Below are 16,126 nucleotides of genomic sequence, written 5' to 3'. Positions count from 1 at the left end.
TTATGTGCAATCGTCGAAGAATTTGAGTAAGGAATTGGCATGGCCATTTTAAATGAATTAGATATCAAATTGCTGGACCACTTTCGCGGCTATGTGGTGAAAAAAGACTTAGTACGGATGGTGAAAGTCGGTGCCAACGTGCCGGTGTTTGTACTGGAGTATTTAATTGCGAATTCCTGCTCGACTGATGATGAAGATAAAATTAAGGAAGGCATGGATAACGTTAAGAAAATTCTTAGCGAACACTATGTCAATCCAGAAGAAAGTTCGCTGATCCACTCGAAGATCCGTGAAAAAGGCCGCTATAAAATTATTGATAAAATCTCGGTCGAACTGGATTCCAAAAAAGACATTTATTGGGCGAAACTGCAAAACAGCAATATCGTCAACGGCAACATCCGTGATGACCTCGTAAAAGAACATGAGAAAATGCTGATGGGCGGCATTTGGGCCATTATCGATGTGGAATATGACCCAAACATCAAAATTGGTCAGCATATCTACCCGTTTGTAGTGACGAGTATCAAGCCTATTCAGCTGTCTAAGTTTGATAATGGCAAGATCGTCAGTAAACGTCGCGAATTCACTAAGCCTGAATGGTTGGATATCTTATTGCGCAGCTGCGGTTATGAACCTACTGCCGAAGGCATGACGGACCGCGTCAAAATGCTATTACTGGCGCGTTTATTGCCAATGGTAGAAAGTAATTTCAACTTTATTGAGCTTGGCCCACGTTCGACCGGTAAATCCTTTGTATTTAAAGAGCTTACGCCTTATGCCGTACTGATTTCTGGTGGCCAAGGCACGGTAGCAAAGCTATTTGTGCATGGTTCAACTGGCAAAGTGGGGGCTGTTGGCCAGTGGGATGCGATCTGTTTCGACGAAGCCACCGATAAAATTTTTAAAGAAAAAGACGCTGTACCATTAATGAAAGATTATATGGAATCCGGTTCGTTTTCTCGTGCCGGTTCTGGTGGTGAAATAACTGGTGTTGCGTCGATTATTTTAAACGGCAACATTAACCAGCCGGTTGAAACTGTGCTGCAGACGTCTCATTTGTTTAGTCCGCTTTCAGATGAGGTGAATAACGATACGGCATTTTTGGACCGTATTCATTTCTATTTGCCAGGTTGGGAGATGATTAAGTTCGCTCCGAAGCATTTCACTTCGAATTTTGGCTTTAGTACGGATTACTTTTCTGAAGCGCTCAAGTCTTTCCGCCGCGTGACTTATACCGATGCAATCGAAAACTTTTTCTCACTTGGTGCGCACTTAAAGCAGCGTGATACCAAACCTGTGAAAAAAACTGTTTCCGGTTTAATTAAGCTGCTGCATCCGGACGGTGAATACACTAAAGACGATGTTCGTGAGTATTTGGAAATTGCACTGGAGATGCGACGTCGGGTCAAAGAGCAACTAAAACGAATTGGTGGTATGGAATTTTGGGATACCAATTTTTCATACATTGATAAAGAAACCCAGGAAGAGCATTTCGTTGGTTTGCCAGAAGAGAAAGGTTCTCATTTAATTCAAAGCACACCGTTACCACCGGGTGTTTGTTACACCAGTACCAGCGATGGTGACAACGTGGCATTGGTGCGGATTGAAGTGGTGAGTACCTCAGGTTCTGGCAAGTTGAACATTTCCGGTGTGAGCAGCATGCCGGTTAAAGAAAATATTAAAAACACTTATCAGTACATCAAAGCCAACGAAAAGACCATTTTAAGTGAACAGCATTCGCTGAAAAATTACGATATCACTGTTCAGGTCACCAATATGCTAGGTGCATCAGTTTCGACTGGTATTGGTTCAGCCGTATATATCGCGATAGTGTCGGCGTTGTACAAGAAGAACTTAAAACCCGGCTTAGCGGTCCTCGGCAACATCTCTGTAGGTGGTGCCATCGAGAGAGCCATTAACTTCGCAGACAAGATCACCATGCTTTCTGAGAATGGTGCCAAGTCTGTTGTGGTTCCAATGGATAACCTGTCAGAGCTTGCGAATTTACCTGCAAGCGTTCTAGGCCATACCGATGTGCCGTTTTACCAGAACAACCAGATGCTGATGCAAAAGGCGATATTGTTGGATTAGTTTGGTTGATGTGATGGTGTGGGAAAGGACGCTTGTTGTAATGACGACGTCCTTTGCAGACGTCTTAGGATAGTAAGGCGTCAATTTGGATCTCATTTGGGCGCTACAAGGTGCAGGATATATGTCGCAAGACCGCGAATCATTAGCGACCAATCTATGATTTTTTCAAAAAGAGTTGGTAATGAATGCGACAACCAGCCCAATGGCATTGCGTTTTCATTAACGGACTACCTTCAATTGGTGGATTATACAGGCCGAATCATCCGCAATGACAAACGAGGTGTCATCAGCGAACATAGCGCCAAGCTACTGACAAAATTGAATATCCAGCAAGACAACTGGCTTAAGCTCACCACTGAATTTGGCAAGTTGTTTCATGGCCCAGTGGGAACCTTGCAAAAACTGACTGATTACTGCGAGCACTTAGAGAAGCGACGACGGCATTTTGCTAAATGCTGCCAGCACCTCAAAGCAGGCTGACCTAAAGTCTATTTTATTGGCTTTCCCTTTTAAAACAGCTAACCAGACAATGGTTTGGGGGAAGCTTGCTAAAAAAACACCATTTTTCAGTTAAATAGCACAATTTAGCCCATCCTCATCGATTTGAATCCTGCCTTGTCAGCTTTTTAGCTGCTAAGTGATTTTTGGTTACTTAAAGGCAAGCCTAAGTGTTTTATTTTGTTTTATAGTGGGTTGCGATTTATTTCTCAGAGTTAAACTTGCCAGCCGCATGATTACTGCTAAAATCACTGTATATTTAACCAGTGGTGTTAGTTATGCGTATCATACCAATCTATGCAAGTGCAGGGCTCACAGGGTTTGAAAGCCCTGCAGAAGAGTATCGCCAGCTTGGCCTGAGTTTAGATCAACTCCTGATTATTCATCCAAACGCGACCTTTATGGGGTTTGCTCGGGGGGATTCAATGCAGGGCGTTGGCATTTATTTTGGTGACTTGTTGATAGTCGATCGCCATGAAACGGCCCGTGATGGTGATGTGATTGTTGCCAATTATAACGGCGAGTTTGTGTGTAAAATTATCGATAAAACTCGCCGCTTACTGCTATCCGCAAACGAGCAGTTTCAGCCTCAACCTATCCATGATTACGACACCTTCAGCATAGAAGGTGTCGTAGTGAGTTCAATCCGTTTTTACCGCCAAAACCCGACTTTAGCTAATTTAAAATGTATGCTCTAGTTGATGCCAATAGCTTTTATTGCAGCGCTGAGCAGGTGTTTCGTCCGGACTGGCGTGGCAAACCGATGATCGTCCTTAGCAATAACGATGGCTGCATCGTGGCAGCTAATCGTCAAGCAAAGGAGTTAGGGATCCCCAAATTTGCACCTTATTTTCAGTTAAAGGAACAATGCCAAAAGTTAGGGGTGATTGCCTGCTCAAGCAATTATGAACTCTATGCCGATCTATCCACCAAGATGATGAGTATTATCGGCCGCTTTGCTCCAGAGCAGCATGTGTATTCCATTGACGAGAGTTTTTTATCTTTTAAGCATTGCCCTGCGATCAAGTCTCTATATGAACAAGGGCAGTTAATTCGCCGTGCAGTGTGGAAAGAAGCACGCTTACCTGTATGTGTAGGTATAGGCGCGACCTTAACGTTGGCCAAGCTGGCAAACCACGCAGCCAAAAAATTACCCGGTTATAACGGTGTTTGCGTAATAGATAATGAGCCAGACCGACTCACTATTTTAAAGTCGGTAGAAGTGGGCGAGGTATGGGGGATTGGTCGCCGCATCAGTAAAAAGCTGGAACTAATGGAAATTAATACCGCTTATGATCTGGCAAGAATGCCGGCCGGACTCGCCCGCAAACAATTTAATATCGAGATTGAACGCACCGTAAGAGAACTCAACGGCCAAGCATGTAAACAATGGGATGAGGCAAGGGCAGATAAAAAGCAAATCTTCTCGACTCGCAGTGTGGGTGAACGCATCACCGATTACCAACAACTCCACCAAGCCTTAAGTAAGCATATTGGCATTGCTGCCGCCAAAGCCAGAAGGCAAGGTTCGTTATGTAAAACCATGCTGCTGTTCGCTAATAATTCTCCCTATGATGAGCAGCCAACAGGCGCTAAAACATTAGTTAACTTTCCATGTGCCACAAATTGCAGCGCCGAGCTCACCCACGCAATGAGCGCGGCCGCCCCTAAATTGTTTAGGCAAGGGGTGCGCTATTATAAAATCGGTGTGGGCTTGTTAGATTTAGTCAGCGAGAAACACCGCCAGTTTGACCTATTCAATGCACCCTCCGCTAATCCTCAGCTAATGCGCACCCTCGATAGTGTTAACCACCGCTATGGTAGCGATACCTTATTCCTCGCCGCCCAAGGCATTGATCAAAAATGGACCATGCGTCGCGAACTACTTACCCCGCAGTACACTACAGACTGGGGATGTTTGCCACAGATTAAGTGCTAGAGTCAGGCTGAGGTTACCTTCAAGGAAAGTAACACGAGTCTTGAATTACAACACTATCGGCTTTTAATTACCGCTGAAAGACACCTTTGATACTGGCTGATGCACAAAGTGGCTATTCGTGAAAAATAATGAATAAATTATGGGTTTAAGATATTATTATTAATAATTATTGTATATTTACAAGTGGTTAACTGTTGAAATTTTTCCACGTCATAATGGTTATCTAAGTTGTTGCAGATTTTGGGAGGTATTAATGATTATCAAGCGTCGCAAGGTCAAATCGACAGTTTTCTCTGATTTTGTGCGCAACGCATCATCCAGGGGAAAAAAGTGATTTTTTTGAAAAAGTTATCGAAGAGGCGATTCAAAAACAAAAAGAGGTGATAGCCAAAGCAAATGAGATCGATGGTTAGTTATATGGCATGTTTATTGTTACACACTTAAAATTAAACACATGCAAGCAGTATCTCATGCTTGCCTTTTAGTGATAAAGTGCCGTTACTCAAGCAATGTAAGATCTTGGCATTAAGCCATCAAAATAAATCACAGATGTGTGCAAAACAGTTAAATATGGCGACTAGTGTTAGTTGTAGTTAAATTTTTATTGACTTCCCAATAAGTCGGTAAAAACCAATGAATTCAATTGGTTATGTTGTTGTTTTGAACTAAAATTGAGGAGTCGGATTCCCAGGGTAAGTCATTGGTCTAATTGAAGAAAATATCAAAAATCAGAAGTAATGCAAAAAGTAATGCAGCCCTGTATTTGACTTATATTGATTATATTTTTCAATACGTTATATCATGAAGTAGACTCCCTCTCTCACCGCCACATTCTAAGAACCCGATCACATGGTCGGTTTTTTCTTTTCTATCATAACCTATGAATTATAGTTGCTAAATCCAATGGCTCACCAACCTTTGGCACCTTAAGGTGGTACAAAAGGGTGGTACAAAACGATGGCATTTATGACTCAACCATACCACGATCTAAAGTCTGGGATCTGGAAAATCCGTAAGGAAATTTCAGTGCATTTACGTCCGTTCCTTGATGGCAAAGTAGAGCTAAAACGAAGTCTAGGGACTAAGGATGCCTATGAAGCTAAAACAACTGCGGGTGGTGTGATTGTGGAGTTTGAGTCAGCCATAGCTTTGTTACGTCAAGAAAAAGAGCAGAAATAATACCAGCACTGTTAGTTTGAGGGAGCAAAGCCATCAGGAGGATTACCATGCACGTGGCGGTCGATCTCGATAAACAAAACGCCTGCAATTGCAGGCGTTCTTCGATGGGTTTAGTCGGTGCTCAATTGTCATTAAAACAGGCTATTTCTTAACCCATTTGCCTTGAGCATTTTGCACATAGTTGCCTTTGTCTGTAGCAGCGATGGCTTTTTCACCAGCTAATTTGGCGACATCAGCGGCAGAAATATTATTCTTTTTGGCGATGGTTTCGTAGTGGGCGCGGCGCTTGTTGTTGACTTCATCCATCACGGCTTTGGCATCGCTATTATTTTGCACTAGACCTAAATAGCCATTGAGTTGCTCACCTAAGTAACCTTGGGATTTGGCTTCCTGCAATGACATGGCAAAGGCGTTTAAGCTGAATAAACCTAGGCCGAGCAACAGGAGTAATGTTGGCTTTTGTAGCAGGGTCTTGAGTGACATTGATTTCATCGTATATTCCTTAATTCTTTGTGATTAGAACAACTTATCATCTGACAGAAGCTGGTCTAGCTCCTTGTCCACTTTGATTTTTATCTCGTGTTCAATTTTCACATTGAGATTAATCACAATCGGTTTATCCGGCGGTTCAATTTTTACTGTAGGCGCACAGCCTTGCAATGTGCCCAGTAGCAGCAATGCACCTAAACTAACTTGCTGTAATTGAATGATCTTCACTGAGGGTTCCTTTTACTTCACGGATTTTTCGATTCTATCCTGCAGATTGTTACCAATCTGAAGGCTCCTGAATAATTGCAGCATGTTCTCTTCATGAGAGTAATTCAAGTGGATAGGGCGTTCAATCCCTTTGCTGCGACCTTTGACTTCCACTAATAGGTTGGCATCGCCAGTTTGATCCATATCGAAACTACTGGATAACTGGCTGTATTCTAAGTGTTCGAGTGCCGAAAATACAAAGTCGAGATAAGGTTGTGATTGGCGCATTTGATCGACAGCCGGATTGCCAGATATGGCAATTAAACCGCCTGGGGCGCGGGCCGCTAATTGGCCGCCGCTGATCGACACTTTACCATCGACTAAGTCCACGGGTAACACGCCATCGAATATGCCATCAGCATAGATGCCAATTTGGGGTTGAATTCGAAGTACTTCTTCAAGATTCATGCCCTGCAATAACAAGTAAGCGTGGGATTTATCCTGTAGTTTTAAATTAAAATCCGGTAGTAAAAATTGGCCGTTCAATACTTTACCCTTGGCGGTCATCGACACGTCGGTATCACTTAAACCCGTGAGTTGTTGCAACCAATTGTCGGGAAGCTTCTCTGCATCTTTGCCTAGGACAATATCGGCCTCTACTTCGATATCGGTCAAGGGGAAGCCGGGATCAAACAAGTTAAAGTTTATCATGGTCTGCGGGCAGTTCAGTCGACTTAAACTGCTGAAATAGCCTGACGCTTGCGGCGTTTTATAGGATTGTTCCCAAGTGAACTCGCATTGGGCCTGTAATTTACCGCCCTCGAAGAGAATGTCTTTGTAAAAACCTTCAAGCTCGGTCATCGATTGGGTAATTTGCATCGCAAATTGGGTTTGTTCGGGCTGATGTGTCAGCTTAAATTGTGCCTGTAATTGGTTATGTCCGGTCATATTAAACTCAGCGGGTAACGGCTGGGTTTGATTAAGCAAAGATAGTGCCTCTGTCATGCTGGTATCGACAACCCACTGGCCAGTTAACAGCAGTGGCAAGTTTGTATTGGCGAACTGCAATTGGTGATGGCTTTGTAGTTGAACATTGCCGACTTGCCAGTGTTCATCGCCGATAAGCGTGCTATTTTTCCAATGTAAATCTTGCACTAGGGCTAAGTTATCCAGCTTAAGCACAGTTTGTTTACGTGTACGTCCCTTCGTCGAGAGCTGCTTTTCAATTGATAACTGTTTGGCTTGCCAGTGGAGTGTATTTTTGATTTGGCTCGATTGAATCGCTGTTAAAAAAGGGGCTTGGCTCGAGAAATTCACTGCTACCCCCTGTGATACTCCAAGGGAAAAATCCTGCACTGTTATATCGCTGCGGCTACTCAGACTGGTTTTTGTGCTGTTATTTAAGGCCTGCGTTTGGTGTTGTGCATGGGTATTGGCTATTGCAAGTGTTTCTACCGCTTGGCTAAAACGCAGTTGTGCCAGCGTGAGTGACATTGGAGGTAAGTTAAGCGCAAATTGACTCCCCGCTGCGGTAGTCGCATCCGGTGCTGAAAATGATGTTGAGCTAAATGTGAGTGGAGCCTTGGCGTTTAGCTCAATATTGCCTAAACCCAACTGGGTTTGTTTATTTTGAGGATCAGATGCTCGTGTTGCCTTATCTAGCTGAATATCCCTAAGTGTTAATTGCAGTGTATCCGTTGACTCAGTAGAGAAGGACGCTGTCTTAAGTTGCCAATCGATGCCTTGGACTGACTGTTTAAGAGCCATCGTTCCGGCAGTTTGCAAAGCGCCAGAGCCCCAATTTAACGCTTGAGGTGCATCTTGCCAGCGCTTGTGTAAGTCAAGGTCACGTAAGTTGAGCGGAGTATTTTGTTTAAGCGCGATGTGCCACTGCGTTTGCAACATCCATGTATCCGACTCTTTGGTTAAGTACTTGTTATTTAAGCGAGTGTTTGTTAGGCGAATGTGCGTCTCGAGTTTACTGCCTAAGGTGGATAATTCCACCGCGGGTAAGGTTAACGGCTCATCTGATTTTGCTAATGCATAATGCAGCGGCTCAGTCATCAAGAATGCCAGTCCAATCGGGGACTGGGTGCTTTTAAGCCCTGAGAGTAAAGTGTTAAGCGCTTGATAGTCAGTATCATTTAACTGCAAAGAGTGATTTAGGGCATCTAATAACAGCGCTTGTTGCGCGGCATTGGGCGTTAACGCAAGGCTAAAAGGCTCGAGTGTTAGATTGAGTGCTGCTAATGGACCACTGAGATTAAACGCCAGTGTTGGTTGTGGTGCTAAGGTGAAGTCTGCAAAATGCGCCAAAGTGACACTCGGCTGGATAAACTGGTGCTCACTCTTTATATCGCCCGTCGGGAGCTTGAAAGTACTTTGCGAGACTAACTGACCACTCAGTGTCATGCCAAGCGCTTGCCATTGTTGATCCCATTGTATCAATTGGCTAAGAATACTGGTTGGCGTTTGGCGTAGGCTAATTTGATGCAGACTCTCAAGCAGCGGCGCTATGTTCAGTTCACTTTTTAACGTCCATTCATCGCTGCCGAGTGTTGCAGCTAAGCTGATAAGCGGCTCGTCTTCATGGCTAAAGGCGGTGGTTAATTGTCCATAATGATTAAGGCTTAGTTTTTCCATCACCAGTTGATAGGCGCTGTGATTGGCTTGCGCTTTTAGCTTCAGTGTGGTTTTACCTATCTCAATTAAGGGTAATGAGTTGATGTTTAGCGCTATTGCGGGCGTTTGTTCATCGGCAATGTTGGGGCTTCGCTCAAAGAGTGATTGACCGAGCTCCACTTCAATCTCACCTGTACTAATGCGTTTGATTTTTTGGCTCAAGACATCAAGCTGGGCCAACTGGAGTAGTTCTGCAATACTTTGGGGCCAGCTTAATGCCAGTTGAATATCGAGATTTTTTACCACTAAGTGCGAGTCATGCACGCGCAGGTTGGCTGAACTGACTTGCCAATGTGCTAAGCCCATTTTTCCTAAGCGAATATCGGTCAGCTCACTGTCCATGCCGCTTAAGGCATAATTGGCGGCACGCAGAATAAGGGTTTCGGTCTCACTATTGACAATCCATACAGTAAGCGCAATACCCGCTAACATACTTGCCACTGTGGTGGCGATAAGGCTTTGTTTGACGCGCTTTTTGATTGTTGTTTTGCGTCTAGGCACGCCAGTTCCTACCGCTTGGGAATGTGACGTAGCAGCCGAGCTTGCCTGCGGTGCGGGTTCGGCGCTAGCCTTTTTCAGTGGTATTGGCGTCTTAACCATGTGAGTCGAATATCATCCTTATCATCAATGCGCTGTCGTTCACTCTAGTGCTGGAAATTGGAATACCAGCGATAAAGGGGCGTGGGATGAACGCCAGTTTAACACTCCACTACGTGGCTGACTAATTTTGCGATGGGTCTTGCTATGGGCAAATGAGGTTGAGTGCCTACTCAATCATCTTGATTTTACAGGCACTTATTCTGTAGTGACCTAAACCGATGTTAACCTAATAATTGGGCGCCAATGACGGCAAGACCTGACACGAGTGCGAGCACTAAGCTTAATTTTCCCCCTGCGACGCGGTAGCCTTGGGGAAGATTGGCGTTATCCCGTTGTTTTCTTTGTACCCATACCATGGAAACGGGTAAAAAAATCGCGAGGATCACTAGGGCAATTGCCGCATAACCGAGGGCGGTAATAAATCCCTGTGGGTAAAAAAGGGCAAAGCCTAATGGCGGCACAAAAGTGATCGCCGCGGTGATACTGCGACCCGTCGCATTATCTTCTTGCCTTAAGTTGGCGGCTATAAAGTCAAATAGACCTAGGCTCACCCCTAAAAAGGAGGTCGCCAGGGCAAGATCGGCAAACACACTGATGGCAGAACTTAAGTATTGGCTGTGCAGTACACTGGCTAACTGATTGATAAAGCCTGAAAGACTCTGATTCGTCATCAGTTGGCTTTGGCTGAGCACGCCTTGGCTGCCCAGTTGCCACAGCAGGTAAATCAGCAGGGGTAACGCCGAGCCGAGCAGCATGATTTTACGCAGGCTTTTTACCTCAACGCCTAAGTAGCGCACCACAGATGGAATCGAACCATGAAAACCAAACGAGGTAAAAATCACTGGGATGGCCGACACAATAAGCCCTTGTTCCAGTGGCAATTCGAGTAAATGTGTGCCTTCGACCTGCGGCAGTAATAACGCCAGCATCAAGATCAACGCAATGATTTTTAAGCTAAAGAGCAGGCGGTTAATTAAATCGACGCAGTGGGTACCTAAACCCACAATCGTACCAACCAAGAGGGTAAATAAGATGGCGCCCGCCTGTGGCGGCAGTGCTAACCCTAACCAAGAGTTGAGTTTTTGATGAACTTGCTCACCACCACCCGCGATGTAGGCGGCGCACAGGGCGTAGAGTAAAAACATTAACGCGATACTGGCAACCACTTGGCCCTTAGCGCCCAAAAGCGTGCGGGCTAATTGGTTGAGGCTGGCATCACTCGGGGCAAATTGATGGATTTCGACCATGAGTAGGGCGGTGTAGGCCATCAATGCCCAGAGGATTAGCATAATCATGCTCGATACACCAAAACCGAGTCCTGCTGAGGCGATGGGGAGTGCGAGCATTCCCGCGCCAATGGTGGTGCCTGCGATCAGCAGCAAACTGCCGAAAAATTTATTTTGTGTCATAACTTACGCTCAAACGTCTTAATGAATGGCTCGAATATCTCAGCTAAAAGAGATAAAGGCTTAAGCAGCATGGCGGCGCGATACGGCGGCTGAGAGCTGTACTTGTACCAGTACAAAGCGTTGGGTTCGTGGCGCAATCTGCGGATCGTTGGGGATATGGCCACAATGGAAGGTCTGGCGAGTGTGCCTATCTATGCCATTGCGGCTACAGATAGGGATAATAAGCTGTTGTTGTAATACACATAAAACGCGCCTTTGATTGGGGTTAATTCGACACTTAAATTACATCTAATGACTTAATCACATCTAATTGCTTGGTCACATCACATAACGAAGGCAATTCGGCCTGTTTTTAAAATTTGTCTTAAATGTTAATAAGTTGAGTCAACGCCTCGATGCCAATATCGAGTACGCTGGCTACGATAGGCAGTTAAGATGTACTTGTCAACCATTACAGCAGTATTTTGCTGATTTTTTGTCAATTTCGATGTGATGGCTGATGAGAAGGTATACGGTTTTAGGATTCACTATTTGGGGGGGAAGGGTTGTAAGGCGCATGATAGAGGGTGGGATGTGGTGTTGGCTAACACTGCGTAAATAGAAGGTTGTCTGCCGCAGACCAACAAGGCTTGCGGCAGATACAGGTGTAGTAGTGCTTAGGGCGTTTTGAGGTTTCAGGGTTATTTTCGCAGTGCTTTTTGATGGCGAGCGAGTAGATTAGCTGTGATATCACTTAAGCTCAGTTGTTGATCTTCAAGTAGCACTAATAAGTGGTACATGAGATCTGATGCCTCATTAATCAGCTCTTCTTTATCGTGAGTCGCAGCGGCCAGTGCGGTTTCGAGCCCTTCTTCACCGACTTTTTGGGCGATGCGTTTGGTGCCGCGCGCAAATAAGGAGGCGGTGTAGCTCGATTCTGGACTTTGCCCTTTACGTGAGGCGATAAGCTCGGCTAGATTGTTTAAAAACGGGTGAGCTTGACCATCGAGCCAGCAGCTTTCGGTGCCTTTATGGCAGGTTGGGCCATTGGGTAATACCTGCACCAGCAGGCTATCGTTATCGCAGTCTTTATCGATGGCGACCAGTTTTAGGGTATGGCCCGAGGTTTCGCCCTTGGTCCATAAACGTTGCTTAGATCGGCTAAAAAACGTCACATCACCGGTTGCCAGAGTCTGTTCCAGCGCGGCTTTATCCATATACCCGAGCATTAATACCTTGCCTGATAAGTGGTTTTGGATAACCGCAGGGATAAGTCCATCCTGTTTGTCCCAATCCAGCTTGCTAAAATCCGACTTAGTGTTTGTTTGCGTTGACATAGTATTCACTCTTAATCTATTTGTAGAACCTAGAACCTAGAACCTAGAACCTAGAACCTAGAACCTAGAACCTAGAACCTAGAACCTAGAACCTAGAACCTAGAACCTAGAACCTAGAACCGCTCTAGCGTCTAATCGCGATGCCTTCGGCCGCTAAATACTGTTTTAACTCGCCGATATTGATAATGGCTTTATGGAACACGCTGGCCGCCAGCGCAGCATCGACCTTCGCATCAATAAACACATCGCGAAAATGCGCCATCGTACCCGCACCGCCCGAGGCGATTAAGGGCACGTCGCACAGCTGGCGTACTAGGCTTAACTGTTTGATATCATAGCCACCGCGCACACCATCTTGGTTCATCACGTTGAGCACGATTTCGCCGCAGCCGCGTTGTTGTACTTCTTCAACCCAATCCTGGGTGTACCAAGTGGTTTCTTTGGTGGCGGCTTCATCGCCGGTGAATTGCTTCACTTTATAGCTGTCGCTTGCCGCATCATAAAACGAGTCTATGCCGATCACGATACATTGACGGCCAAATTCATCCTGCAGGCGTGAAATTAAACTCGGATCGCTAAGAGCGGGTGAGTTGACCGAAATCTTATCCGCGCCAAAGGCCAGTAACTCGCGGGCCTGGCCGATGGTTTTAATACCGCCGGCGACGCAGAAGGGGATATCGATTTGCTCCGCCACTCGGCTCACCCAAGACTTATCGACTACTCGGTCATGGGCACTGGCGGTGATATCGTAAAACACCAGTTCGTCGGCGCCCTCAGCGGCATAACGCGCCGCGAGTGGCACTATATCGCCAACAATTTCATGGTTGCGAAACTGTACGCCCTTGACCACGCAGCCATCTTTCACATCTAAACAGGGGACTATTCGTTTGGCCAGCATTGGATTGCCTCCGCCACATTAAACTGATTGATAAGTAAAGCTTTACCGATAATGATCCCCGCGGCGCCACTGTCTCTGACGGCAGTAACATCCTCAAGGGTGGCAATGCCGCCCGAGGCTTGCCACGCGATATCGGGATAGCGGCTGGATAGCTCACGATAGAGTTCGGTATTGGCGCCTGTGAGGGTGCCATCGCGGCTGATGTCAGTCACCAGTGCATGTTTAAGTCCCACTTGGCTAAAGTCTTCAACGATAGATTCTAAACTCTTACCTCCACCGCTTTGCCAGCCAGAAACCGCAACGATTTTCTCGCCGCTCTGATTGATATTCACATCCAGTGCGAGGCAAATGGCCTCGCTGCCAAACTTGTTAAACCAGCCTTTGACTAACTCGGGCTCTTTGATGGCGAGCGAGCCTATCACCACGCGTTTAACCCCAAGGGATAATAACTCGGCGACTTGCTCTTCAGTGCGGATCCCGCCGCCCACCTGAATATTGGCGTTAAGTCCCGCTGTCAGCTTGGCAATCAAAGTCGTTTGGCGTTTAGCGGGTTCTTTGGCGCCAGTTAAATCCACAATATGCAGCCATTTCGCACCTTGGTCTTGGTAAGATTGCAACTGGGCCAGTGGGCTTAAATCGAAGGTGGTCTGCTGCCCATAATCCCCTTGGTAGAGCCTAACTACCTTGCCATCAATTAAATCAATTGCTGGAATGATCATCTGTTGTCCTTAATTCCTTGTGTGCATTTGCTGCCGCGCTTTATTGCTGTATGTTGTGGCTGAAAAAAGCTGGCTCAGCCAAACTTAGCGCCCCCAAACTTAGCTCAGTCAAAACTTAATAAGCGATTTATTTACTGCATTTTTAAAAAGTTACCTAGGATTTGTGCGCCCACGGCGGCGCTCTTCTCGGGGTGAAATTGCACGCCCATAAAGTTGTCTTTACCGATGGCGGCGCTAAAGTCCTCACCATAACGGCATTGTGCCAAGGTGTAGTCGCTTAATGGTGCGCGGTAGCTGTGCACAAAATACACGTAACTGCCGGCTGGAACATCGGCAAACAGCGGGTGAACCTGAGACGGATTGCTAAAGGCCAGTTGGTTCCAACCCATGTGCGGCAGAGGTAAACCTTCGGCCTTAAGCGTTTGACGGTCTAGCTCGTCAATTTCGGTTGGAATAATGCCTAAGCATTGGCAATCCAGCGCTTGGCCGCCGCGTTCTTTAGAGAGCAGGGTAAGCATTTGCATCCCTAAACAGACGCCCAGCACGGGTTGAGTTAACCCTTGAATTAATTCGACTAAGGCTTTTTCCGTTAATGAAGCCATGGCGGCGCCAGCACTGCCGACACCTGGCAGTACTACACGTTTGGCGGCTTTAATGCTGGCTTTGTCATCGGTGACTAACACCTTAGCGCCGAGGCGCTCAAAGGCGAAACGGACCGAGCTTAAGTTGGCGCAACCTGTGTCTATGATGACAACATCAAATTCATCTATGTTTGCTGACATTGGGTTTTCCTATTGATGGGTCAGTGGGGAAGTGGTTTGTCGCCGCATTCCCGAAACTGCCCCTCGTTAAAATCATCAGGCTTTATGTTATTTGCTCACGTACCTATTTTCAGTCAAGAAGCAGATAACAAATGTTTTAGCACGGTGTTAGAGCACGCCTTTACTCGATGGCAACACATCACCTTCGACTTTTACGGCCTGACGCAGCGCGCGGCCCAGTACTTTAAATAGCACTTCGACCTTGTGGTGATCGTTGTCTCCCTCGGCGGCTACATGCAGGGTGCAGCGTAGGCCATCGGCAAAAGAGCGGAAAAAGTGCGGTACCATTTCGGTTGCCATTTCACCGACTTTTTCACGTTCAAATTGGGCGGCGAATTTAATAAAAGGCCTGCCGGAAAGATCCAGTAAGCATTCGCCTTTGGCCTCATCCATCGGCAAACTAAAACCAAAGCGGGCAATACCGCGTTTATCGCCCAGCGCTTGGCGCAGCGCATCCCCAATTGCCAATGCCGTGTCTTCAACGCTGTGGTGATCGTCTATCTCCAGATCGCCATCGACATTCACCTCCATTTTGAAGTTTCCGTGGGTGGCGATTTGATCCAACATATGGTCGAAGAAACCAATGCCAGTGTTAATGGCGCCTTTGCTGGGATTGTCGAGATCGACAGTCACGCGAATATCGGTTTCCTTGGTGGTGCGTACCACAGTCGCGGTGCGGCCCTTGTTGAGTAAGGCATCGGCAATCGCGTCCCAGCCAAGACTGCCACGCTGATATTGAAAGCTTTTAATCCCCATGGCATTGCCCAGTTCCACATCTGTGTGTCTGTCACCAATCACGGCGGACTGGGTAAAATCGATGGTGCCTTGGGTCAAAAAGTCTTTCACCAGTCCTAGTTTGGGTTTGCGGCAGCTGCAATTTTCATCGTTAAAGTGCGGGCAGATGAGCACATCTTCAAACTTAACCCCTTGGCTAGACAGGATTTGCATCATCATATTGTGCGGTGCATCGAAATCTTCCTGCGGGAAGGAAGGGGTACCGAGCCCGTCTTGATTGCTAACCATCACCAACCTAAACCCAGCTTTTTGCAGGCGCAGTAAGGCGGGGATCACTTGGGGCTCGAATACCAGTTTGGTGAGGCTATCGACCTGTTTGTCGGTGATTGGCTCTTCAATCAAGGTGCCATCACGGTCGATAAAAAGTATTTTCTGGGCGACATTTGGGGTAAATACTGGGTTCATGCTGCTACCTTTCAATTCAGTTTGTTATCTTTATAAAATCAGTCTATTAGGCCAATGCTGTTACAAGACTTGCACCCA

14 protein-coding genes and 1 pseudogene are annotated in these 16,126 nt (G+C 46.2%); 6 read left to right on the top strand and 9 right to left on the bottom strand.

The window, feature by feature from the left end; translation table 11 throughout:
• Positions 1-39: 39 nt before the first annotated feature.
• The 5 genes and pseudogenes from brxL (at position 40) to JM642_RS11305 (ending at position 5,707) form a co-directional block, all read left to right on the top strand.
• Positions 40-2,091: a protease Lon-related BREX system protein BrxL gene (gene brxL, locus JM642_RS11325; RefSeq protein ID WP_203431809.1), complete on the top strand. Its 2,052-nt coding sequence runs from the start codon at positions 40-42 to the stop codon at positions 2,089-2,091.
• A 174-nt stretch (positions 2,092-2,265) separates the two neighbouring features.
• Positions 2,266-2,571: pseudogene (locus tag JM642_RS11320) on the top strand (transposase); the annotation flags it as partial.
• Positions 2,572-2,867: 296 nt separating this feature from the next.
• Positions 2,868-3,287, top strand: coding sequence for a S24 family peptidase (locus JM642_RS11315; protein ID WP_203431808.1), 420 nt, complete (start codon positions 2,868-2,870; stop codon positions 3,285-3,287).
• The gene (locus tag JM642_RS11310) at positions 3,275-4,528 is read left to right on the top strand and encodes a Y-family DNA polymerase (RefSeq protein ID WP_069455069.1); all 1,254 of its coding nucleotides are present in this window, start codon (positions 3,275-3,277) and stop codon (positions 4,526-4,528) included. Before JM642_RS11315 ends, JM642_RS11310 begins: the two co-directional genes overlap by 13 nt.
• A gap of 966 nt (positions 4,529-5,494) precedes the next feature.
• The gene (locus tag JM642_RS11305) at positions 5,495-5,707 is read left to right on the top strand and encodes a DUF6538 domain-containing protein (RefSeq protein ID WP_239000433.1); all 213 of its coding nucleotides are present in this window, start codon (positions 5,495-5,497) and stop codon (positions 5,705-5,707) included.
• Between the two features lie 141 nt (positions 5,708-5,848).
• On the opposite strand, the gene JM642_RS11300 is transcribed toward JM642_RS11305, so the two are convergent.
• The 4 genes from JM642_RS11300 to JM642_RS11285 form a co-directional block, all read right to left on the bottom strand.
• Entirely contained in the window at positions 5,849-6,199 is a 351-nt protein-coding gene (locus tag JM642_RS11300; RefSeq protein ID WP_203431807.1) for a YdbL family protein, read from the bottom strand.
• 24 nt (positions 6,200-6,223) lie between these two features.
• Positions 6,224-6,424, bottom strand: coding sequence for a YnbE family lipoprotein (locus tag JM642_RS11295; protein WP_011072131.1), 201 nt, complete (start codon positions 6,422-6,424; stop codon positions 6,224-6,226).
• 12 nt (positions 6,425-6,436) lie between these two features.
• The gene (locus JM642_RS11290; RefSeq protein ID WP_203431806.1) at positions 6,437-9,685 is read right to left on the bottom strand and encodes a YdbH domain-containing protein; all 3,249 of its coding nucleotides are present in this window, start codon (positions 9,683-9,685) and stop codon (positions 6,437-6,439) included.
• Positions 9,686-9,906: 221 nt separating this feature from the next.
• Complete coding sequence (locus JM642_RS11285; protein ID WP_203431805.1) at positions 9,907-11,094, bottom strand: aromatic amino acid transport family protein; 1,188 nt, start codon at positions 11,092-11,094, stop codon at positions 9,907-9,909.
• Positions 11,095-11,196: 102 nt separating this feature from the next.
• Here JM642_RS11285 and JM642_RS20465 point away from each other — a divergent pair, with 102 nt between their 5' ends.
• On the top strand, positions 11,197-11,331 hold the full coding sequence (locus tag JM642_RS20465; RefSeq protein WP_275403226.1) for a hypothetical protein: 135 nt from the start codon (positions 11,197-11,199) through the stop codon (positions 11,329-11,331).
• Between the two features lie 443 nt (positions 11,332-11,774).
• On the opposite strand, the gene hisIE is transcribed toward JM642_RS20465, so the two are convergent.
• The 5 genes from hisIE to hisB all read right to left on the bottom strand — a co-directional run bounded on the left by hisIE (position 11,775) and on the right by hisB (position 16,048).
• Positions 11,775-12,410 carry a bifunctional phosphoribosyl-AMP cyclohydrolase/phosphoribosyl-ATP diphosphatase HisIE gene (gene hisIE / locus JM642_RS11280; RefSeq protein WP_172589470.1) on the bottom strand — a complete coding sequence of 212 codons (636 nt, stop codon included), beginning with the start codon at positions 12,408-12,410 and terminating at the stop codon, positions 11,775-11,777.
• A 124-nt stretch (positions 12,411-12,534) separates the two neighbouring features.
• Complete coding sequence (gene hisF, locus JM642_RS11275) at positions 12,535-13,308, bottom strand: imidazole glycerol phosphate synthase subunit HisF (protein ID WP_203431804.1); 774 nt, start codon at positions 13,306-13,308, stop codon at positions 12,535-12,537.
• A complete protein-coding gene (gene hisA / locus JM642_RS11270) occupies positions 13,290-14,027 on the bottom strand; it encodes a 1-(5-phosphoribosyl)-5-[(5-phosphoribosylamino)methylideneamino]imidazole-4-carboxamide isomerase (protein ID WP_203431803.1) in 738 nt (245 codons plus the stop codon). Before hisA ends, hisF begins: the two co-directional genes overlap by 19 nt.
• Before the next feature lie 131 nt (positions 14,028-14,158).
• Positions 14,159-14,809: an imidazole glycerol phosphate synthase subunit HisH gene (hisH, locus tag JM642_RS11265; protein WP_144374555.1), complete on the bottom strand. Its 651-nt coding sequence runs from the start codon at positions 14,807-14,809 to the stop codon at positions 14,159-14,161.
• A gap of 147 nt (positions 14,810-14,956) precedes the next feature.
• Positions 14,957-16,048: a bifunctional histidinol-phosphatase/imidazoleglycerol-phosphate dehydratase HisB gene (hisB, locus tag JM642_RS11260; protein WP_203431802.1), complete on the bottom strand. Its 1,092-nt coding sequence runs from the start codon at positions 16,046-16,048 to the stop codon at positions 14,957-14,959.
• Between the last annotated feature and the right edge of the window lie 78 nt (positions 16,049-16,126).

The organism is Shewanella sp. LZH-2, assembly GCF_016859145.1.
Classification (GTDB): Bacteria; Pseudomonadota; Gammaproteobacteria; order Enterobacterales; family Shewanellaceae; genus Shewanella; species Shewanella xiamenensis.
Note: the sequence above shows the minus strand (reverse complement) of the source record. Positions and strands in the feature narration are given on the sequence as shown.